Annotated in this window: 16 protein-coding genes; 10 read left to right on the top strand and 6 right to left on the bottom strand. The window is 61.0% G+C overall.

Annotated elements, in window-relative coordinates:
• The first annotated feature begins 231 nt into the window (after positions 1-231).
• Positions 232-594 (top strand): adenosylmethionine decarboxylase, encoded by a 363-nt coding sequence (gene speD, locus N688_RS02795; protein WP_052887867.1) that lies wholly within the window; start codon positions 232-234, stop codon positions 592-594.
• Between the two features lie 235 nt (positions 595-829).
• Here speD and speE read toward each other — a convergent pair whose 3' ends face one another.
• Positions 830-1762 carry a polyamine aminopropyltransferase gene (gene speE / locus N688_RS02790; RefSeq protein ID WP_052887866.1) on the bottom strand — a complete coding sequence of 311 codons (933 nt, stop codon included), beginning with the start codon at positions 1760-1762 and terminating at the stop codon, positions 830-832.
• A gap of 689 nt (positions 1763-2451) precedes the next feature.
• On the opposite strand from speE, the gene N688_RS02785 reads away from it, so the two are divergent.
• The 3 genes from N688_RS02785 to N688_RS02775 all read left to right on the top strand — a co-directional run bounded on the left by N688_RS02785 (position 2452) and on the right by N688_RS02775 (position 5455).
• Complete coding sequence (locus tag N688_RS02785; RefSeq protein ID WP_156025266.1) at positions 2452-2688, top strand: hypothetical protein; 237 nt, start codon at positions 2452-2454, stop codon at positions 2686-2688.
• Between the two features lie 372 nt (positions 2689-3060).
• On the top strand, positions 3061-4254 hold the full coding sequence (locus tag N688_RS02780) for an ArsA family ATPase (protein ID WP_052887864.1): 1194 nt from the start codon (positions 3061-3063) through the stop codon (positions 4252-4254).
• A 316-nt stretch (positions 4255-4570) separates the two neighbouring features.
• Complete coding sequence (locus N688_RS02775; protein ID WP_052887863.1) at positions 4571-5455, top strand: NAD-dependent epimerase/dehydratase family protein; 885 nt, start codon at positions 4571-4573, stop codon at positions 5453-5455.
• A gap of 209 nt (positions 5456-5664) precedes the next feature.
• Here N688_RS02775 and N688_RS02770 read toward each other — a convergent pair whose 3' ends face one another.
• Positions 5665-6405, bottom strand: coding sequence for a hypothetical protein (locus tag N688_RS02770; protein ID WP_052887862.1), 741 nt, complete (start codon positions 6403-6405; stop codon positions 5665-5667).
• A gap of 306 nt (positions 6406-6711) precedes the next feature.
• Between N688_RS02770 and recG the strand changes: the two genes are divergently transcribed.
• Positions 6712-9414 carry an ATP-dependent DNA helicase RecG gene (gene recG / locus N688_RS02765; protein ID WP_052887861.1) on the top strand — a complete coding sequence of 901 codons (2703 nt, stop codon included), beginning with the start codon at positions 6712-6714 and terminating at the stop codon, positions 9412-9414.
• Positions 9415-9724: 310 nt separating this feature from the next.
• A complete protein-coding gene (locus N688_RS02760) occupies positions 9725-10105 on the top strand; it encodes a hypothetical protein (protein WP_052887860.1) in 381 nt (126 codons plus the stop codon).
• 206 nt (positions 10106-10311) lie between these two features.
• On the opposite strand, the gene N688_RS02755 is transcribed toward N688_RS02760, so the two are convergent.
• The gene (locus tag N688_RS02755) at positions 10312-11544 is read right to left on the bottom strand and encodes a sensor histidine kinase (protein WP_052887859.1); all 1233 of its coding nucleotides are present in this window, start codon (positions 11542-11544) and stop codon (positions 10312-10314) included.
• A 193-nt stretch (positions 11545-11737) separates the two neighbouring features.
• Positions 11738-12151, bottom strand: a complete 414-nt coding sequence (locus tag N688_RS02750; RefSeq protein WP_052887858.1) for an ArsR/SmtB family transcription factor — start codon at positions 12149-12151, stop codon at positions 11738-11740.
• A gap of 126 nt (positions 12152-12277) precedes the next feature.
• Between N688_RS02750 and N688_RS02745 the strand changes: the two genes are divergently transcribed.
• Both N688_RS02745 and N688_RS02740 read left to right on the top strand, forming a co-directional pair.
• Positions 12278-13687: an MmgE/PrpD family protein gene (locus tag N688_RS02745; protein WP_052887857.1), complete on the top strand. Its 1410-nt coding sequence runs from the start codon at positions 12278-12280 to the stop codon at positions 13685-13687.
• A 28-nt stretch (positions 13688-13715) separates the two neighbouring features.
• Entirely contained in the window at positions 13716-14417 is a 702-nt protein-coding gene (locus N688_RS02740) for a class I SAM-dependent DNA methyltransferase (RefSeq protein ID WP_081838442.1), read from the top strand.
• A gap of 70 nt (positions 14418-14487) precedes the next feature.
• On the opposite strand, the gene N688_RS02735 is transcribed toward N688_RS02740, so the two are convergent.
• Positions 14488-16719, bottom strand: coding sequence for an ATP-dependent Clp protease ATP-binding subunit (locus N688_RS02735; protein WP_052887855.1), 2232 nt, complete (start codon positions 16717-16719; stop codon positions 14488-14490).
• Positions 16720-17179: 460 nt separating this feature from the next.
• Here N688_RS02735 and N688_RS02725 point away from each other — a divergent pair, with 460 nt between their 5' ends.
• Positions 17180-18226: a phosphotransferase family protein gene (locus tag N688_RS02725; protein ID WP_052887853.1), complete on the top strand. Its 1047-nt coding sequence runs from the start codon at positions 17180-17182 to the stop codon at positions 18224-18226.
• Positions 18227-18228: 2 nt separating this feature from the next.
• Positions 18229-18930 carry a histidine phosphatase family protein gene (locus N688_RS02720; protein WP_052887852.1) on the top strand — a complete coding sequence of 234 codons (702 nt, stop codon included), beginning with the start codon at positions 18229-18231 and terminating at the stop codon, positions 18928-18930.
• 108 nt (positions 18931-19038) lie between these two features.
• Here the strand turns inward: N688_RS02720 and N688_RS02715 are convergent, their stop codons facing one another.
• On the bottom strand, positions 19039-19719 hold the full coding sequence (locus N688_RS02715) for a YtxH domain-containing protein (RefSeq protein WP_052887851.1): 681 nt from the start codon (positions 19717-19719) through the stop codon (positions 19039-19041).
• Positions 19720-20060 lie beyond the last annotated feature (341 nt).

Genomic DNA, 20060 nt, shown 5'->3' with positions numbered 1-20060 from the left:
GCGACATCGCTCGGTGGCCGAAAGCACAGCCATTGTCATGGGGGAAGAAATATGCTAAACTAGTATGGCCGCTGTGACAAAACGCCCTGGAGCCATCTGGGCTGATATATCTGCTTTCACCAACGCACCTCAACAATATCGCTTTGCTTTGGCGATACATAGAGTTTGGTTGCACCGACCAGGGCTACGAAAGTGGTACATTAATTCAGGAAAGGAAGCGTTTCTGAATCGATGGCACCCCCTCCGGTTGGAAAGCACATCTTGTCGGAACTGTACTCGTGCGACAAGAACCTGATGGCTCAGCTGGATAGCGAGAAGCTGCGTGCAGCCGTCTCTAGGATGACGAAAGAGCACAATCTCACGCAACTGGGAGCTTTTTGTCATCAGTTCGATGGGGGCGGTATCACCTGTCTGATCGCCCTGGCTGAGTCTCATATTGCTATCCATACCTGGCCAGAACTGGGCTACGCGACGCTAGAGGTCTACCTCTGCAACTATCAGCGGGATAACTCCGACGCCGCTGAACGCATCCACGCCGCGCTCGTCTCGTTCTTCGAGCCAGGGAAGATCGAAACTCGCCGGCTCGCCCGCTAACTCCGCCCTCCGCTCATCCACCAAACCTGTCCGCCTGCCCGCTATCCACCTGCCTGTCCGCAGGGACGGGTCGTTGCGAAGGTGCGAGAGAAAAGGAGGAGGAAGGGAAGGAAAGGGAACGAGAGGAGGAAGGAAAACATCCCTGTGGGTGGGGTCGGCTCCTCGGCGCAGAAAACGCTCACGGCCATGCCCCGCGCCGAAGCCGAGCGGGGCATGGCTCAGGTGGGCGTTTTTTCTATTCCACTACAAGGACGCGGTCGTCCCGAATGATCATCCCCACGTTTGGGTCTTCAATGGCTTCCCGTATGTACTTGGGCAGCGCAAACATGTGCTGGTGCGACTCAACGTCGTAAAATTTGAGATTGCTGCAGCCCCTCTCTCGCAGCGTGGCCGCGATGACCTCCGGCGTAAAGCGCGCCGCAAGATCTGCGTCACTGGCCACGGCAAAGCCCCAGGGAAGACCAAAGAAGGTGACCATCGCCTGATAGGAAAACACCGATTTGAAGCACTGCTTCAGGGTCTTGATGATCGAGGCATGCGCCTCACAGACTCCAATGTCGGTCGCCTCTGCCTGCATGCCAAAAGTCCCCCCCGGATTGAGCCGGGATTTGGCCAGCTGGAAAAATTCGGTGGTGAAGAGCAGGGCCGCCGGCCCTCCCTCCAATGGGTCTGTGGCGTCAACAATGACGCTGTCAAAGGTCTCGCTGGTCTTCTCTAAATAGCCCCGCGCATCCGTATGCACTAGCTCAACACGCGGATCGTCAAAGGCCCCCTGGTGCCACTCACCCAAATGCTCCCTGGCCAGGGCTACCAGCGTGTCGTCAATGTCTACCATCACTACCCGCTCAACGGTGTTGTGCCTCAGTACTTCACGGAGCGTGGCCCCCTCCCCCCCTCCAACAATGAAGACCTTCTTGGGCTGCTGATGCGCAATGAGGACTGGATGAATGAGCGCTTCGTGATAGATGTGCTCGTCTAGGGCCGAGGACTGCGGAATGCCGTCCAGAAAAAGCGCTCTCCCAAAGCCAATGGTGTCCAGAATCAGGATCTCCTGATACGGCGACCTGGTGGCAACGACCGTCTTGAGCACACGGTACATGTTGGCCCGCGTGCCCCCGCGAAAATCTATCAGCCAGTTCTGTGCCTGCATCTGCTTCATCAACTGCATAATTCACCCCTCAACTTCCTAAGATATTGTGAGATAAAAAGTATGGAGGAGAGGATCGGATAAAAGAAGTGAAGTGCGGCTCGAAGCCACTCCTCGCTCCCAAGCTGTTCCAGTCCCGGCAACTATTATAGCATATTCACGCCTCTCTGCCTCTGCTATTCCACGCTTCCTGCCATCGCCTCGCTCGCCCCCCACTCTCTCACTCACCCAGCCAGCTCGCAGTCAGAGCAGGCTAAGACTAGAGGGAACGGGCGGGACGCGACGTCGAGCCTTTCCTCCCCCTCCCCTCTGGATTCGCTGCCCGCACCATCACCAGAGATGGAACCTGTGCGGGGCCTCAATCGTAATAAGAGCGAGAACCGCCAGAGGTCGCCCAGTGCGCCGCTTGGGCGCTCCCGGGCCAATGGGTAGAGAGCCGCGCCTGCTATTTCCGCTTTCCCTTGCTGCGGAGGAAATGCCAAAGTGAGGGATGGAAAGCGTTACTATAAAATGAGAGGACTTGTGCAGATGCCCAGGTCTCGCCTTATTTGAAACGTTGACCGCCTGCTGCTCTTCTCTCGCTATAATTAACAAGCAGCAGCGGTCATCGCACCTGCACAACATGGGCAAAGTGAGATAGGGGCTCGGCACGTCAGTGAGTGAGTGAGTGAGTGAGCGAGCGAGCGATTGAACGTGAGGACAGAGAGAGCATGATGAATCCACGAATCGATGAGGAACGGCAACCAGAAACACCGTGCGACACGACGTTCTGTCAACTGATCGACGAGGGTGAGGCGCTGATGCGCCAGGGCTTCACTGAGGATGAGGTCACCTCTCTGCTCTGGCTGCGCCAGTGGTACCAAAGTGGAGGAAGCGATCGGATGGAGATTGTCCGCCGCCTGGAGTTTATCAGAATGCTGTTCCTTCACGGGAAAATTCAGCTGTAGCTTATTTCGTCCGCCTGCCCGCCCACGACGCCGGCAAGACTACCCCGTCTCCGGCCCCCAGCCAGGCAGTGAGATTGGCCAGCGGCCCACTGCCTCAGCGTGAGCGTGAGAGCAGGCGCGTGACGATAGAGGCGCTCTTTTCCGGCGAGTTGGCTGCCGACTTGCACTTGCTCGGTCGCCTGCTCGCCGTCTTGCTTCTTGCACCTATTTCCTTCTAACTTGGCCCGGCACCCAACGTAGTAATTGCAGAAATAGAAACAAGGCCGTCTGACCAGGCGCCCTCTGGAATAGATACCTCGCGCCGCCAGACTGTGCCTTTGAGAGCATATAATAAGGACAGCACATCCGACGAGGGAAGATAAGGTTTCTCTTATGCGAATGATTCTCTATCTCGGCAAGGGTGGCGTGGGGAAAACAACGGTGGCCGCCGCTACTGCCGTGCGCTCAGCTCAGCTCGGCAAACGGACGCTCGTGGTGAGTACCGACCTGGCCCATAGTCTCGCCGATTGCCTGAAGCAGCCTCTGACCTCGGAACCGAGCGAGCTGGCTCCCCAGTTGTGGGCTCAGGAGGTGAATGTGCTCGATGAGATGCGACGCAGTTGGGGGAAACTGCAGAGCACGCTGAGCACTCTCCTGCGCGCCCAGGGCTTGAATAGTATCATGGCCGAAGAGCTGGCCCTGATCCCCGGCATGGATGAAATCGTGAGCCTGCTCAATATCTACCGCAATGCCCGTGACGGCGCTTTTGAGGTGGTGGTAATCGATGCCGCTCCTACCGGCGAAACGGTGCGCTTGCTGAGCATGCCCGATACTTTCCAGTGGTATGCCGGGCGTATTGCCGGCCTGCAAAACAGTACGCTCAATCTGGCACGCCCCTTGATTAAGGCTTTCCTCCCATCAGCAGAGGTGCTGGACGCCATCCAGTTGCTCAGCGAGCGTGTCACGGCCCTTCGCACCGTGCTGAGCGATCCCGCCGTTAGCTCCTATCGCCCAGTCGTGAATCCAGAACGCATGGTGATTAAGGAGGCGCTGCGCGCCGAAACCTATCTCGCTCTCTTCGGCTATCCCATCGACGGCGTGGTCTGCAATCGCGTCTTGCCGCCCGGTCCCTATCAGGATCAGTTTATGCAGCAGATGTACCAGAGTCAGGAAAAGCTCCGTCGCCATATCCAGCAGACCTTTGCTCCCTTACCCGTCTGGGAGGCCCCTTACTACGCTCAGGAACCTCTCGGCATCGAGCGCTTAGCCGAGCTGGCCCGCGCCATCTTCGGCGAGCAGGACCCGACGCAGGTCTTTTATCGCGGGCCTATTCAGGAGGTCATCGAGCAGGATGGCCATTACGTCCTGCGCCTTCCTCTCCCTCACGTCGAGTTGGAGAAGGTCCTGATGACGAAAAAAGGAGATGAGATGATCATCGAGATCGGCAATTTTAAGCGCGATATTCCTCTACCTGCTATTCTGGCCAGCCAGGAGGCAACGGTGGCGCGCTTCGTCGATAAGGCCCTGGAAATCCATTTTGCGCCGCCCGCCAGCCAGCCAGCGTCGGAGCATGAGAAATCGGCCTGAGCGGAGTCATTGTCTGCGTTCGTGCTCCCGCTCGGGCAAGTCCAGCCCGCCAGATCACGATCACATTGGGCAGGCTGGTCTCTGCTCTGCTTCCGGTATCAGTCTGCCCGCTCGCCCGTTGGCAGCGGGTTCTCTTCCATTCTGCTACATCACCGATACAACCGCTGCTCATTAAGCAGCGGCCTGCTTACTACTGACTACCTGCCAGGTGCTGCTCGTAAGCCAGCCAGCAGAGCAGAAAGCGAGGCCAGCAAGCACCTGGGGAGGTTGAAAAGCAAGGCTTGAAGCAAGGCCACCAGAGAAAGGTGAAAGGACAATGCAGGTCTTTGTTGCCGGTGCAACAGGAGTTCTGGGACGCGCGCTTGTTCCTCGCCTGCTCCAGCAGGGACATACGGTGCGCGCGCTGGTGCGCTCTCCCGAACGGGGACGGCTGATCCAAGCTCCCGGGGTCGAGCTAGTCAGCGGCGACCTGCTGACCGAGGCCACCGCGCAGCAGCTCCCGACCCTGGTCCGTGATTGCCATGCGGTGGTGCATATCGCGACAGCCATCCCGCAAAATCCCACCGAAGCCTCAGCCTGGGAAACTACTACTCGCCTGCGCACCGATGGCACCCGGCTGCTGCTGGCAGCGGCGCGCGCGGCGGGGGCCCGCTACTATATCCAGCAGAGCATCGCAATCGCCTACCCCGATGGGGGCGAGCGCTGGCTCGATGAGACGACTCCAATTGACCGCTCGCCGCAGCGCGCTACGGTCTGCGGACCGGTGATCGCAATGGAGGAGATGGTCCAGGCTGTCGATCCCACTGAACTGGGATGGTGCATCTTGCGCGGCGGCAGCTTCGTCGGGCACGGCACAGCCCAGGATACACTGGTCGCTCGCCTGCGCGAGGGGCGGCTTGTGGTAATCTGCGATGGGAGCAATTTTATTTCGCCGATTCATGTGGCCGATATGGCTACGGCTATCGTCGCTGCCCTGCAGCCGGCGGCAGTAGGACGTATCTTTAACGTCGTCGCAACGCCGGTCCGCTATGGGGAGTACGTGGACCGGATCGCCACTCTGCTGCAGGTACCGCCTCCCCCACGCGATCTTTCAATGCCCTGCCCCCCTTCGTTCCGCTGTAGCAATGAGGCAGCCCGCAGGGTGTTGGGCTGGCAGCCAGTGCACGATATCTATGAGGATGTGGTCTCCGCTCAAGAGTGAGAGACGCTCGCGAACCCACTCCTGATCTCCCACTGCGTGAGGGGGCCACCTGAGCAGGACAGAATAGGGCAGGCCAACCGCTACGACCGCTATGAGAAGCCTTCCTGGCATGGACCTTCTGCGATTTGCGGCGCAGTGGCCCCCCTCCCTGTCCTGCCCTGGGCCGAGTCCAGGATCTCTTTCCGAGCTGGCGGGGCCGTGCAGTCGGGCTAGCCCTGGCCCCTCCCCTCATCTACCCAATTGTGGGCCGCTACTCGCTCCGTTGCACTGTCTTCCACTTCCGTCTCACGGCCTGTAAGGCTCTCCCCTTCCGGTTGAGCACTTGCTTCCACGGGGGAAGAGGCCCCCCCCTCGCCGCCAGAATTGGCCGCACTGTCACCAGGACCAGAACGGGCAAGACGCAGGGCCGCCATCGCAGCCGTCTCTGTGGCCCGTGGCACCAGAGCATTGCGCGCTCCATACTTGCTCAGGATGAAAGCCGCCTCGCCCTGACGCTCCAGCGTTCTGACCATGATAATGGTGCGTCCCCGTAAAGCCTCGGTTTCCGTATAACGCGGCCCCGGCCCCTCCGCAATGAAAGAGGGACCTATGACGGTCCCGAGAAAACCCCCTCCTAACGCCCCAAGAATAAGCCCCCCGAGCAAGGCGATCACCGGCCCCCCGCTGATCTGGACACCAGCCAGAGGAAGCGCAAAAGACGCTATGAAGCTGAATAGCCCTCCCCCAATGGCCCCCACTACACCCCCAAGCACCGGCAGGTTATATCTGGCCCTCACTCGCTCCAGTAACCGCTCCGCTGGACCGGCCTCCTGCAGCTTGAGTGGCTCACGCGATAGCCTGGTAATCTGGTCATCTCGAAAACCAGCAGCTTTCAGCTCGCCGATGGCCTGCTCCGCCTGACTCCGCTCTTCGAAAATTCCCACCACAGCAGCAGATCCAATCAGTGCCATCTTTCTTTCTTTCCCTCCAGAAGCATCTTGCAGGCTCACAGCCCTTATATTATGCCCATTCGGCCCCCAGGATCAATAGGTACTATTTATGCAACACCTTTAGTAGACGGACTCACCAGGACCAGAGGCTCAGTTTTATTTTACTCAACACACCATGCAGGCCCAGGGCTGCCACCCCGCAACCAGCCCGGACCGGCTACGGAATACAAGACTGCCTCGGCCCAGAGGCCCTTGACACTCCAGGGCAGCGACGACTATAGTAGGTGAGCAGCAGTATTCTTAAGAAACAAGCAGTAGCGTCAACATATGACAACAGGAGCCAGCATCGCACTCAGGTTATACATCGAGCGCGCCCGCAAAGTGCTTCAACACGAACAGCACACCAATCATCAGGACCAGGCTGTCAAACCTGGTGGGCTGGAAGCCTTTGTGAAACGCTGGCTGGATGAAATCGGGCCTGTTTGCCATGCGTCAGGGCGTGACCTACGCCCTTTCTATCGCCTGGCCTCCTGTCTAGAGGGCTATCGCCAGCAGGACCCACTGCAGCGGGCAGCCAATCTGCGGGCCGCTCTCGCCCTCCTGAACGAGTTGGAGCGCGAGGACAGTGCCGCTCCTGGCCGGCAACCTTCTTCAGGGCTGAGGCCGTCAGCTCTCTCCAACGAGCCGCTTGGGCAGTCGCCACCATCGGCACCAACAACAGCATCACCCGCGGCAGTGCGCGCCAGCAAGCCAGCAGATGCGAGCGACGAGCGCCAGAAGGCTGAGCAGGACCGGATCGCCCTCGACAGCAGCAGCTCGCCTGGTCACGCCGCCTTGACTCTGCTGACGACCGATGTCTCTGCCATTCATGGCGTTGGCCCAACTGTCGCAACTCGTCTGCACAGTCTGGGCATCCGCACAGTTGGCGACTTGCTCTTTTATTTCCCGCGCGAGCACCGTGACTACAGCAAGTTGCTCAGCATCGCCGAACTACCTTTTGACGAGCTAGTGACCACCCGAGGGCTTATCTGGGAGGTGAAAACGAGCCGCACGGGCAGCGGGCGCACACGTACGGTGGCTACTCTTAGCGACGGCACCGGTCGCCTCAGCGCAGTCTGGTTCAATCAGCCCTATTTGCAAAAGCAGCTTTCCGAGGCGCGGGGCGAGTGGCTGGTCGTCACAGGGATCAAGCAGCGTTTCGGCAACAAGGTCACTTTCACAGTGCGCAGCCACGAGCTGCCCGAGAAAGGCGAGCTGCTCAATACGGGCATCCTTGTCCCCATCTATTCGCTCACCGAGGGCCTGCCAGCTCGCACTATGCGCCGCCTGACGCGCTGGGTTGTCGATCGCTATGCGGCCCTCATCCCCGATCACCTGCCTGTGACGATTCGACAGGCCGCAGGGCTGCTGCCTTTGTCGGAGGCCGTCGCCCAGATGCACTATCCAGCCACCGAGGAGCAGCTCAGCGCAGCCCGACGTCGTCTGGCCTTCGACGAGCTGTTTCTGATCCAGCTCGGTATGCAGGAGCGTCGAACGCGCTGGCAGCGTGAGCTACCTAGCGGTCAGGCGTTCCAGGTCGACCTGGCGCGCGTCTTTGTCGAGCCAACAGCAGCCGAGCGCGAAGCGGTCCAGGCCATTGCTGCCGCCCAGGAGGCTGACCTCCAGGCTCCCCACGAGGCTCCGTCTCCTCAGTCAGGCTCAACCCTGTGGGCCCCGCTGGCCGATCAGCGCCCTTTCGAGGCCACTCTTCCTTTCCGCTTCACGGCGGCCCAGCGCCGCGTGCTCTGCGAGATCCTGGGCGACCTCAGTCGCAGCCAGCCAATGTGTCGACTGCTGCAAGGTGACGTCGGCTCCGGCAAAACTGCTGTGGCTGCTGCGGCCCTCTTTGTGGCCGCACTCAACGGCTATCAAGGCGCGATTATGGCTCCGACCGAGATCCTGGCTGAGCAACATGCGCGCAGCATCGGCGCTATGCTCGCTCCCTTTGGCATCCGTACCGTGCTGCTCACTGGGGGATTGCGCCCCAGGGAGCGCGCCCTTGGACGAGCTGCCATAGAGAGCGGCGAGGCGGCTGTGGCCATCGGAACCCATGCCTTGATCCAAGAAGATGTGACCTTTCAGCGTCTCGGTCTGGTGATTATCGATGAACAGCACCGCTTTGGTGTGGAACAGCGCGAGGCCCTCCGTCAGAAGGGCTACCATCCCCATATGCTGGTGATGACAGCGACCCCGATTCCGCGAACGCTGGCGCTGACGCTCTACGGAGACCTGGATCTCTCGGTCATTGATCAGCTTCCGCCGGGCCGCCAGAAGGTGATTACCCGTTGGCGCACCGGCGCCCGGCGCGAGGAAGCCTATCGCCTGATCGAGCAGCAGCTGACTGAGGGCCGGCAAGCGTTCATCATTTGCCCATTGGTCGACGAGTCCGAGAGTCTGAGCGCCAGAGCGGTCACTGCCGAATATGAGCGGCTGAGCCGCGAGGTATTCCCTCACCGTCGGCTGGGCCTGCTGCACGGCGGGATGAAGCCCGCAGAGAAAGACGCCGTCATGCACCGCTTCCGCGATCATGAGCTGGACATCCTGGTAGCGACCTCGGTGGTGGAGGTGGGCATCGATGTGCCGAATGCTACCGTCATGGTGATCGAAGACGCCGACCGCTTTGGTCTCTCGCAGCTCCATCAGTTCCGTGGCCGCGTCGGACGCGGCGCCCATCAGTCCTATTGCTATCTGTTGAGCGCCGATGCAAGTCCACAGGCTCGCGAGCGTCTGGCAATCTTCCAGGAGACCGATGACGGCTTTACGTTGGCCGAGCACGATTTGCGTCTGCGCGGTCCAGGCGATTTCATTGGCGTGCGTCAGAGCGGGATGCCCGAGCTACGGATCGCTGATTTTAACGACACGCGCTTGATCGAGGAGACCCGCACCCTGGCAGCGCGCCTATGGGCGAGTGATCCTTACCTGCGGCGCCCTGAACACGTGCCGCTGCGGGAACACCTGAGCCGCTTCTGGCAAGCCTTCATCCCACACTAGTGCCCACATCTTTCCCTCTGGGAGAGTCAGGCCGACGGCAGCGGGCCTGCGCCTCCTCGACGGGAACTGTCCCGCCCGGGCGGCTTGCTCTTGCCGTTCCCGTAAATGCTATGATTCTAGTTGTGGCGAGGAGCAAGCCGCCATCGATCCCTCCTCAACGGAAGCAGCGACCTGGCTGCTCCCGCCACGCGGTGAGAGTGCCCTCCCAGGCATCCAAGGGTCCGCTGGGTGGACGAGCGCGCGCTCGTCCACCCGCTCAGGTTACCAGGGAGGTCACCTCCGCTACTTTCGCCGTTTGCAGGAGAATTGCATGGCTATTAAGATCGCTTCCTTCGTTCTGCGCATTGCCGGACTGCTAGCCCTGATCCTTGGGGTGCTCTTCTGGACAGGCAACGCCGCCCAGCTGATTCCAGTGCACATGCTGCTTGGCTTTATAGTCGTGCTCGCGCTGTGGGTGGTCGGTATTGGGCAAGCGCTGGTACGCGGTGGTAGCCCGGTGATCGCCGTGCTGGCTGTCATCGTCGGTCTTCTCTTGCCGATCATTGGGCTGATGCAGAATTCCTGGCTGCTGAACTCTTCGCACTGGATGATCCAGGTCTTACACCTGCTGGTCGCCCTGCTGGCCATCGGCGTTGGCGAGATGGGGGCTGCGCGCTACCGTCGCGCCAGCGCAGGGATCGCTGCCAGTTAGGGCCTGGCCGCCGCCACTTTGATCTGAAGAAATCGAGGGACAGGAGCGGGCGTCTTCAGCACCTCTTTGAGGAGCGCCAAGCCGATGCGCCCGCCTTGCTCCTGTTCAGCGGGGCCAGCAAGTTGCTGGGTCCTGGCCCTATTGGCTGAGGCAGGCCGGGCAACCATGTGCATGGGCCGTCTCAGGCAGGTGCCAGACAACTGGGATCAGTCCAGATTCACAGGCAGGACTAGCACGAACACTGTGCCTTCGCCAGGGGCAGGCTCGCACCAGATGCGCCCACCGTGCCGCTCGACAATATCCTTACAGATGGCCAGGCCCAAACCCCAGCCATCTTTGGGCGAGGCCTGAGCCTCGGGCGTCCGGTAAAAAGCCTGAAAGATCTGCTCCCGCTGGTCCTCGGGAATGCCTCGGCCATGATCACGTACGCGAATCTCTACTTGGTGATCCAGGCAGGTCAGGCTGACCTCGACAGGGGTATGCTCGGGCGAGTATTTGACAGCATTGCTGAGGAGATTGGTCAAGACCTGATGGAGACGGTCGGAATCCGCCTTGATTGTGAGGCTCTCTACAGGGGTGGAGAGGATAATGGCGCGACCCGAGACAAGCTGCTGATCCTCAACGGCCTCGCGGCAGATCTCTACCAGGTCACAGGAGCGAGGCCGTAGCTTGAGCTTGCCAGCCTGAATGCTGCTGAGTGCCAGCATGTCATCGATGAGCGCACTGAGCCGATAGGTCTGCTCATCAATTTTCTGCAAGGCCAGGCGCACATTCTCCAGTTCGGGGGGGAGATCAGCCACCCGAGTAAGGCGCCGCAGGGCAATCTGAGCCTGACCACGAATGGTGGTGATGGGGGTCTTCAGCTCATGTGAGGCCACCGAGATAAAATGGTCCTTGAGCATATCTGCACGCTTCAATTCTTCGTTGAGCTGCTCCAGATCCTGGGCCCGGGCCTGGGCCTCCAGCTCAGCCAGCAAGGCACGGCGCCGCGCCGATTCGCGCTGGCCGGCGATAATGGCGATGCCCACCTCGATCAAAAAGAAAGGCATGATCTCGGCAAGCTTGTCGATGTTGTCCGCAGCCCACTGCACCCGCGGCAACAGCATAAAGGCCCCTTGCGGGGGAACATAAATGTAGATGAGCGCCAGGGTACAGAGCAGCGCAGCGCCGAGGGCTGGCCCAACTCCCCATAGCAGGGCTACAAGAAGCACCGGCAGGACCAGCGGCAGGTCCGGTACATAAATATGCAGCGCAAAGAAATGCTCTAGATAGACGATCCCCAGCCCGCAGGCAACAATCGGAATACAGAGCAGATAACCAATTGGGGCGCGCCGCCACCAGGGCACCCGCGCGGCGTAGAGCTTGCGCACTTCCGCGCTCTGGCGAAGACGCATGAGAATCAGTGGCCTGCGACCTTGCTTGACACGTGTGGCTTGCATGACCGTTGGTCTCTCCTGCCCAGGTTCAGTGTCGTTCATTGTGCAGTATAGCATTCTCTCTCAGCCTGGGCAAAGCAGATACGCTCGCCTCCTCAGAGAGCATTCGAGAAGGCGAGCGCCTGATCCTTCCTTCCTTCCTTCCTTCCGTTTTTCGTCCTACAAGCCTGCCAGAAAGCCGTACATCAGGCCCTTTTTACGCACTCCTATCGCTTTCAGAGGCCTCTTGCTTATCCTTGAAGCGCTCCTGATGCTCTTTATAGAGCGCCTCTACAAGATCGTGAAAGGCACGCACCAGCAGGTGATTGCGCACGCTATAGTAGACCTCGTTACCACTGCGCCGCGAGCCGAGCAGTCCCGTACGCGCAAGCTGACGGAGATGGCCAGAGACGGTGGCATGGGCTAACCCCAGTGTTCGCGCGATCTCCCCCGAACGCATCTCGACCGGCCTCTCATGCTCAACAGCAGGAGCAGCCAGCAAGGCCAGGATCTGCCGACGACTGGGGTCACACATCGTGCCAAGAAAGTGATCAATGAAGGCTTCGACGTCTTCAGGTAATTCCTCCAAAGGTTCGTCAGACGACGGCCCCTCAGCTTTACGAGCACACATCTATACACCTCTACTTCAGATGGGATATTATCAGAATCGAGCGTTGATCTGTAATACAGGTGAGGGAGTGCAGGTCACCTCTTCTATTACACGAGGAACCTCCCACAGAAAGAGACGAGGTGCTCTATGAGCGCAACGCAAGCGCTGGCACGCTTCTGCTCCTCGCTGGAAGGGACGGCCCTGCCCGAGCGGGTGCGCGCCAGAGTTCGTGATCTCTTGCTTGACCATCTGGCTGTCGCCCTAGGCGGCGCACGGCTCCCATCCAGTGAGGCAGCCTATCAACTGCTGGTGACGATGGGAGTTGTGCAATCCCCGCGAGCAGGGGCCGCTCTCCCGTCCGACAGACCTGGGGCCACACTGCTAGGACGCGATGAGCGCGCCGAAGCTGCCTGGGCCGCCCTGGTCAACGGTGTGGCCGCTCACGGTCTGGAGATGGACGACGTCGAGAACCGCTCGTCACTGCATCCGGGTGTGGCAATCTTTCCAGCGGCTCTGGCACTGGCCGAACAGCTGGCCGCTCCTATCAATGATCTCTACGCCGCCGTGGTGGCTGGCTATGAGCTTACGCTGCGCCTCGGCGCCGCCCTCAATCCCGCTTCGGCCTACGCTCGCGGCTTCCATCCAACCGCGCTCTGCGGCACCTTCGGCGCTGCCGCCGCCAGCGCTCGCCTCCTGGGTCTCTCTGCAGAGCAGACAGCGCAGGCTCTGGGCATCGCCGGTAGCATGGCAGCTGGCTCGTTAGCCTATCTCGATGATGGTGCCTGGACCAAACGCCTGCACCCCGGCTGGAGCGCCCACGCCGGCATCACTGCCGCGCGCCTGGCCGCCGCAGGCTTTCGCGGGCCGCAGGAGATTTTCAATGGACGCTACGGCTTCCTGCGGGCCTACTCTGATGCCAGCTTTCCAGAGGAGCTGCGGCCACCTTCCGGCACAGAGGACTTCGCCCTTCAGCGCGTCTCGCTCAAGCCATACGCCTGCTGTCGCTATATGCATGGCCCCATCGACTGTCTGCTGGCCATTCGCCGCCAGCACGCCCCTGATCCGCACCATATCCACCGCGTACGCTGCGGTGTGCTGAGCGCCGGGCGTGGTCTGGTCGCCGATCCCATTGAGGCTAAGCGGCGACCTGGCAACGTCGTCGACGCCCAGTTCAGCATGCCCTTCGGGGCCGCCGTAGCCCTGATCACCGGTCAGGCCGGCCTGAGTGCCTTCAGCGAAACCTGGCTGCAGCACCCGGCAATCCGCGACCTGATGCAGCGTGTCGACTGCGAGAGCGATCCCGCCCTGGATCACTACTACCCCGCCGAGTGGCGCGCTACGGCCAGCGTGGAGATGGATGATGGCCAGGTTTTCCGCGCCAGCGTGCGCTATCCGCTTGGCGATCCCGAAAATCCCTTGAGCGCGGAACAACTGGCCGACCGCTTCCATGAGCTGGCCGCCGCCGCCATTGAGGAGCCTGCCAGGCGTGAGGCCCTCATCAGGCACCTTCGCCAACTTGATCGGCTAGAATACTTCTCATGGTCCAATCTGCTCTAGCATCTTCCCAGCGAACAGAGAGGACGGCATGGCAATGACCCTAGAGCGCACCGCCTGGCTGCAGGAACGGCGACGCCTGACCGCCGGGCGCTACGATCAGCTGGCGCCCGATTACGATCGCGATTGGGGCACCCTCGACGAGACACACACTACGATGCTGCTCCTGCTGCTGGCACGCCTCCCCCAGGGGAGCTGCCTGCTCGACGCGGCCTGCGGCACTGGCAAATACTGGGGGCTCATGCTGGAGCGCGGCTACGCTCTCGTCGGCATCGACCAGTCGGCGGGCATGCTGCGGCGCGCAGATGAGAAATTCCCAGCCGTACCAACCCGACAGCAAGGACTCCAGGAGCTGAACGAGAGCGAGACCTTCGAGGCCGTGCTCTGTATCGACGCTATGGAGATGGTCCCCCCAGAGGACTGGCCGCTGGTGCTTGCCAATCTGCGTCGAGCTGTCAAGTCCGGCGGCTTGCTCTATTTGACCGTCGAGCTGATTGAGAGCGCTGAGCGCGAGCGGGCCTTTCTTCTGGGCCGAGAGCAGGGCCTGCCCCTCGTCCCTGGCGAATACGCCCATCACGGCGGCTATCACTACTATCCCACACTGGAGCAAGTGCGAATCTGGCTTGAAGCTGCCGGCCTGGCTCTCCTGGAGGAAAGGACCGGCGACGGCTATCAGCATTTCTTGCTGCAACGTCCCCCCAACGATCAGCCAACGGCTCAGGTACAGGCATAAAAAAAACGTCCATCGATCCCATCGGGGGATCGATGGACGCCTTAACTTGCACAGAGATGCCAGGCTTCTCTCAGGCAGCTGGCTCAGCCTCCGGGACTACCGTCTCGGCCACCACGCGGCCATCGCGCAGCGCCAGGCGCACCGTCTGGCCCGAGGCAATCTCACCGTTCAACAGGGCATCGGCCAGCGTATCATCAATGTGCGTCTGAATAGCGCGGCGCAGAGGGCGCGCACCGTATGCCTCGTCGTAGCCTTCACGCAGCAAGAACTCGCGCACCTCATCGCTGATCACCAGCTCAATCTTCTGCTCGCGCAGGCGCTCGCGCACCTGATCCAGCAGCAGATCAACGATGCGATACAGCTCGTCCTTGCCCAGCGAATGGAAGACGACGATCTGGTCGATACGGTTGAGGAACTCGGGCCGGAACATCTGCTTCAGGCCCTCAAGAGCCTTCTCGCGCATCGCCTCGTACTGCTCCGCGCGCTCGCTACTGCCAGTGATCGGCATGAAACCGATACGCGCCGCCTTCCTCAGCTCATTGGTGCCAGCGTTGCTGGTCATGATGAGCACCGTATTCTTGAAATCTACGGTGCGACCCTGACCATCGGTCAGGCGACCATCGTCCAGGATCTGCAGCAGGGCATTGAAGACCTCCGGATGGGCCTTCTCCACCTCGTCCAACAAGATCACGCTGTAGGGGCGACGCCGCACCTGCTCGGTCAACTGACCCCCTTCCTCATAGCCCACATAGCCAGGCGGGCTACCAAAGAGACGCGAAACCGTATGCGGCTCCATGTACTCCGACATGTCGAGGCGGATCATATTCTCCTCGCCACCGAACAGCTCGCGCGCCAGAGCACGGGCCAGCTCGGTCTTACCAACGCCCGTCGGACCAAGGAAGAGGAAGGAGCCAATTGGCCTCTTCGGATCTTTCAATCCTGCCCGTGAGCGGCGGATGGCCCGAGCCACCGCGCTGATAGCCTCATCCTGGCCAATGACATGTCTGCGCAGGCGCTCCTCCAGATCGCGCAGATTCTGGCGCTCGCTCTCCATCATCTGCGTTACTGGCACACCCGTCCAGTTCTCAACCACCTGAGCGATGAGCTCCGGCGTCACAATCAACTGGAACGAGGCATCGGCCTCGGAGCGGGCCTTCTCCAGCTTCTGCAGCGTCAGCAGCTCTTGCTGGCGCAAGAGGGCCGCACGCTCATAGTCCTCGGCGTTGGCCGCCGCCTCCTTCTTGGCCTGGATATCGGCCAGCTGCTGCTCCAGCTCCGTAATCATCGCCGGGCTGACGATGCCCTTCTCCAGGGCCTCCAGGCGCAGGGCCGAAGCAGCCTCATCCATGACGTCGATGGCCTTATCGGGCAGGAAACGATCGTTGATGTAGCGATCGGAGAGCTTGACCGCCGCCTCGATCGACTCATCCGGGATCGTCACGCCATGATGGGCCTCATAGTTGGGCCGCACGGCGCGCAGCATGGCAATGGCCTCCTCCACCGAAGGCTCATCGACCATGATTGGCTGGAAGCGGCGCTCAAGAGCCGCATCCTTCTCAATGTACTTGCGATATTCGTCAAGTGTCGTCGCACCAATACAGCGGATCTCACCGCGCGCCAGCGCCGGCTTCAGCATATCCGACGCACCAACCGCGCCCTCCGCTGCACCCGCTCCGACAACGGTATGTAGCTCATCGATGAAGAGGATGACATCCGGCGCCTGCCGCAGTTCATCAAGGATGGCCTTCATGCGCTGCTCAAACTGCCCGCGGAACATCGCTCCAGCAATCATGCCGCCAATGTTGAGCGCCACAATACGCTTGTTGCGCAATGGGGCAGGAACGTTACCCGCATGGATACGCCGCGCCAGATCTTCGACAATCGCCGTCTTACCCACGCCTGGCTCGCCAATCAGCACCGGGTTGTTCTTCTGCCGGCGACCCAGGACGGTAATCAAGCGGCGCAGCTCGCGCTCACGTCCGACCGCCGGATCAAGCTTCCCCTGTGCCGCCTCCGCCGTAATGTCCCGACCGTACTGGTCCAGCGTCGGCGTCTTGCTGTTGCCGCTCGCCTGACGCTCGGCAGTCCTGGTCCCGCGCCCGTTGGCCGCCTCATGACCATTGAAGAAGCCAAAGGCCGCCGCGGGAAAGCCCTGCCCGAAGAAGTTCCCCGCCTGGTTCATCGATGAGCGCATCAACTCATCGACACACTGCTGGCAGAGATAATGCCGCTCATGGCGCCCTTCCACGAGCAGATCGACGGAGATGCTGGCATTGTTTTTATGACATCGCTCACACTTCATTCCAGGCTCCTCATTCAACCGGGGAAGCGGCAGCTCCGACCTCCGGCGCCCCGCTCTCTTTCCTCCCCGGGAATTTTAGCAATCTACGCGGGTGATTGCCAGCATTATAGCACAGATCTTTCACTGCTGTCTAGCACTCGCTACTCTTGACTGCTAACTACCCAGAATAACACCGAGCCTCCCCCTTTTATTCCCAACTTCCTCCCTCCTTTCTGCCTCTCCATGAGGGGAACGAGGCCAGACAGTCTGGCAATCTTCTCGCCGCACTTCTCTTTCGCCTTCTCGTCACCATCTAGAACGGAGGTTTCAGGTGCCATTATTCCTGCCTCCGCCCCCGCCTGGCCCTCACGGGTCCGCGTTTGCCTGGTCAAAGCGCGTGCGCGCGCGCTATCATATATAGCGATGTTCCTGTATGCAGCTCCCTCCAGGGAATCCCAGGCTCGTAGATAAAGGAGGAAGTATGACCACACTCCCCCCTCTCATAGACGAGGAGAAACTCCGCCGTTACCTGGCCGAGCAGCTGCCGGGCGAGGACCTGCCCTTGCAGATCGAGCGTATCCGTGGGGGACACTCGAATGAGACCTTCTACATCACACGTGGCAACCAGCAATGGGTACTGCGCCGGCCACCACGCGGCCCTTTGCTGCCAACTGCCCATGATGTGCTGCGCGAATACCGCGTGCTGAAGGCGCTCAACAATAGCCCGGTGCCAACACCACGTGTGCTTCTGGCGTGCGAGGACACGAGCGTGATCGGGGCTCCTTTTTATCTCATGGAGCGGGTCCACGGCTATATTATCCGCGATACGCTCCCTCCCTACGCCTCCGATGAGGTGGGTCGTCAGGCCATTAGCCGGGCATTGATCGACGCGCTGGTCGAGCTGCACGCGGTTGACTGGCAGGCTGTGGGTCTTGGGGACTTTGGCAGACCGAGCGGCTATCTGGAGCGCCAGCTGCGCCGCTGGATCGGTCAGCTAGAGCGCTCGCGTCAGCGCCCTCTGCCCGAGCTGGACATGGTGACGGAGTGGCTCAAGGACCATCTGCCCGTCTCTGGACCGTCAACCATTGTCCACGGCGACTATCGCCTCGATAACGTGATGTATGCGGAGCATGAGCCACGAGTGGTGGCGATCTTCGATTGGGAGATGGCTACGATCGGCGATCCGCTGGCCGATCTCGGCTACTTGCTCTCTTTCTGGCGCGAGCCTGGCGACCCACCGCCGGCCCTCGATACGGAGACCTGGCGCGTCATGGAGCAGCCTGGCTTTATGACGCGCACTGAGCTGAAGGAGTACTACGCTGAGCGCAGCGGGCGCTCTGTGCATGAGATGGACTTCTATGAGGCCCTGGCGATCTGGAAGTTAGCCATCCTGCTGGAGGGTAGCTACGCCCGCTATCGGGCCGGTACTACTGATGACCCGTTCTTTGAGCAGCTGGAGGCGGGTATTCCAGCCCTGGCCCGCCGAGCGCTGGACGTCTGTCATCGCAGCAGCAGCGGAGGACGCTGACAGTGAATGCTGGTGAGGAGATGGCTTTCTTGCAGGACGACCCTTTTCTCTTGCGGCGCTCTCACGCCGCTGAGCTGTTCCTGGTTCGACATGGTGACGCGCTCCCCCCTGCCGATGAGCTGATCCCGGGCGGCATCTACGATGATCTGCCTCTCTCGCGCAAAGGCCAGGAGCAGGCCCTGGCCCTGGCCGAGCGCCTGGCTGGCCTGGAGTTCGCCGCGATCTACAGTAGCCCTCTGCGCCGCTGCCGGGAGACCGCCGCTCCTCTGGCCAAGCGCCTGGGTTTAACGCCTATTGTGGTCCCCGACTTGCAAGAGATCCGGCTCGGCACGGTGCGCCCGCTGCCCGCTGAGCACGATAATTTAGAGCTGTTGGCCCGCACGTTGCAAGAGCGCCAGATGGATATTATCCGCCTGGCCGGGGCCGCCGGCAGCTGGGATGCCATCGAGGGCAGTGAGCCGTCCAAGGTCTTCCGGGCTCGCGTGGTCACGGCGCTCGATGCCATCGCTCACGCCCACCTTGGGAGACGAGTGATCGCCTTTGCGCATGGCGGGGTGATCAACGCCTATGTGGCCGAGGTCTTGGGTTTGGAGCGGGATTTCTTTTTCCCGGCGGCCAATACGTCGATTACAGTGGTGCGTGTGGCCAGTTCTCAGCGCGTGCTCTTCGCCCTGAACGATGTTTGCCACCTTCAGAGGCGTTGAGCGGCGGCTCTCTCACTGGCGCTGCCGCCAGGCATCAGACAGGCAAAGTGGACAGAAGGTGCTCACACCTTCTGTCCACTCTCTTATGAGCTTATTCACGCCCGCTCCTTAACGAACGTTGAGCGGCACGTGCTCGGCAGTCTCCGATTCGGAGCGCACTAATGGCCGCGACTGGAAAAAGGCAATTACGTTGCGGAGATAGCCACCCAGGCGACGCCGCGTTTCCTGACCCGGACGCGGCGCAAAGAGTAGAGCAAGAACGATACCAACCAGCAGGCCGAAGCGGAAGAGCATGCGCGCTCGACGCCGCCGCCGTGCCCGTCGTTCTCGCTCTTGCTGCCAGGCGACACGTGCCTCTGCCAGGTTGCCTCGCGCGCGCTCCAGTCTGCCACGTGCGTCGCGCATACTGCGCTCGACGGCCACCTGGAGAAGACCTAGCCCCGCCGCTAAGGCTCCCAGCAGGAGGCTAAACTGCTCGCTCAGCACGTTTTTGAGACGACTGCCCTCCCGCCGAGCTTCCTCTAGGGAGCGCTCAACCGGTTTACGGCTGTCGCGCCAGGCACGCTGCAGAGCCTGACGCTTGTGCTGAAGCTGGTCTTCGGCGCGCTCTGAGGTGCTACGCAGCCCCCGGCGCAGGCGCTTCAGGAGCAGACGCCGGCGGCGCGGCTCTAGCACGGTCTGTACATTGTCCTGGACAGTTGAGAGGCCGGTGCGCGCCACTTCCGCGGTACGCGCACGGACTTCTTTGAGCGTTTCTGTTACCGGCGCAAAGCCATTACCTTTCGCCATCGCTATTCATCACATCCTTTCGCTGTGGACAGGCTCTTCTCTTTCTGTCTTTCTTCACGTTGCGTATGCCTACTCTGTCGTCGGCAGGAAGCAAGTGGTCCCTCTCGGACGCCGTGCCGCCCGCGGCGCAAATGAGCTGGCAGGACCAACTACGCTGCCCGTTTCCTCCGCGCTCGTTCCACGTTCCCCGCCCCGTCCGGCGCCCTGCCTCACTGGCACAAATAGAGAACCTGCTCCTGGCACGATCCGATAGGACGGCAAGTTTCATCCCCTTCGGGCAAAAGATGCCTCTCTCTGGGGTGAGCCGTCTCGCCAGCGTTTCTGCCTCTCTCCTTCCTTAC

Origin of the sequence: Thermogemmatispora carboxidivorans (assembly GCF_000702505.1) — a bacterium.
Lineage (GTDB): Bacteria > Chloroflexota > Ktedonobacteria > Ktedonobacterales > Ktedonobacteraceae > Thermogemmatispora > Thermogemmatispora carboxidivorans.
Note: the sequence above shows the minus strand (reverse complement) of the source record. Positions and strands in the feature narration are given on the sequence as shown.

Coding starts and splice junctions, on each gene's coding strand:
- speD (WP_052887867.1), top strand. CDS start 232: ATGGCACCCCCTCCGGTTGGAAAGCACATCTTGTCGGAACTGTACTCG.
- speE (WP_052887866.1), bottom strand. CDS start 1,762: ATGCAGTTGATGAAGCAGATGCAGGCACAGAACTGGCTGATAGATTTT.
- N688_RS02785 (WP_156025266.1), top strand. CDS start 2,452: ATGATGAATCCACGAATCGATGAGGAACGGCAACCAGAAACACCGTGC.
- N688_RS02780 (WP_052887864.1), top strand. CDS start 3,061: ATGCGAATGATTCTCTATCTCGGCAAGGGTGGCGTGGGGAAAACAACG.
- N688_RS02775 (WP_052887863.1), top strand. CDS start 4,571: ATGCAGGTCTTTGTTGCCGGTGCAACAGGAGTTCTGGGACGCGCGCTT.
- N688_RS02770 (WP_052887862.1), bottom strand. CDS start 6,405: ATGGCACTGATTGGATCTGCTGCTGTGGTGGGAATTTTCGAAGAGCGG.
- recG (WP_052887861.1), top strand. CDS start 6,712: ATGACAACAGGAGCCAGCATCGCACTCAGGTTATACATCGAGCGCGCC.
- N688_RS02760 (WP_052887860.1), top strand. CDS start 9,725: ATGGCTATTAAGATCGCTTCCTTCGTTCTGCGCATTGCCGGACTGCTA.
- N688_RS02755 (WP_052887859.1), bottom strand. CDS start 11,544: ATGCAAGCCACACGTGTCAAGCAAGGTCGCAGGCCACTGATTCTCATG.
- N688_RS02750 (WP_052887858.1), bottom strand. CDS start 12,151: ATGTGTGCTCGTAAAGCTGAGGGGCCGTCGTCTGACGAACCTTTGGAG.
- N688_RS02745 (WP_052887857.1), top strand. CDS start 12,278: ATGAGCGCAACGCAAGCGCTGGCACGCTTCTGCTCCTCGCTGGAAGGG.
- N688_RS02740 (WP_081838442.1), top strand. CDS start 13,716: ATGGCAATGACCCTAGAGCGCACCGCCTGGCTGCAGGAACGGCGACGC.
- N688_RS02735 (WP_052887855.1), bottom strand. CDS start 16,719: ATGAAGTGTGAGCGATGTCATAAAAACAATGCCAGCATCTCCGTCGAT.
- N688_RS02725 (WP_052887853.1), top strand. CDS start 17,180: ATGACCACACTCCCCCCTCTCATAGACGAGGAGAAACTCCGCCGTTAC.
- N688_RS02715 (WP_052887851.1), bottom strand. CDS start 19,719: ATGGCGAAAGGTAATGGCTTTGCGCCGGTAACAGAAACGCTCAAAGAA.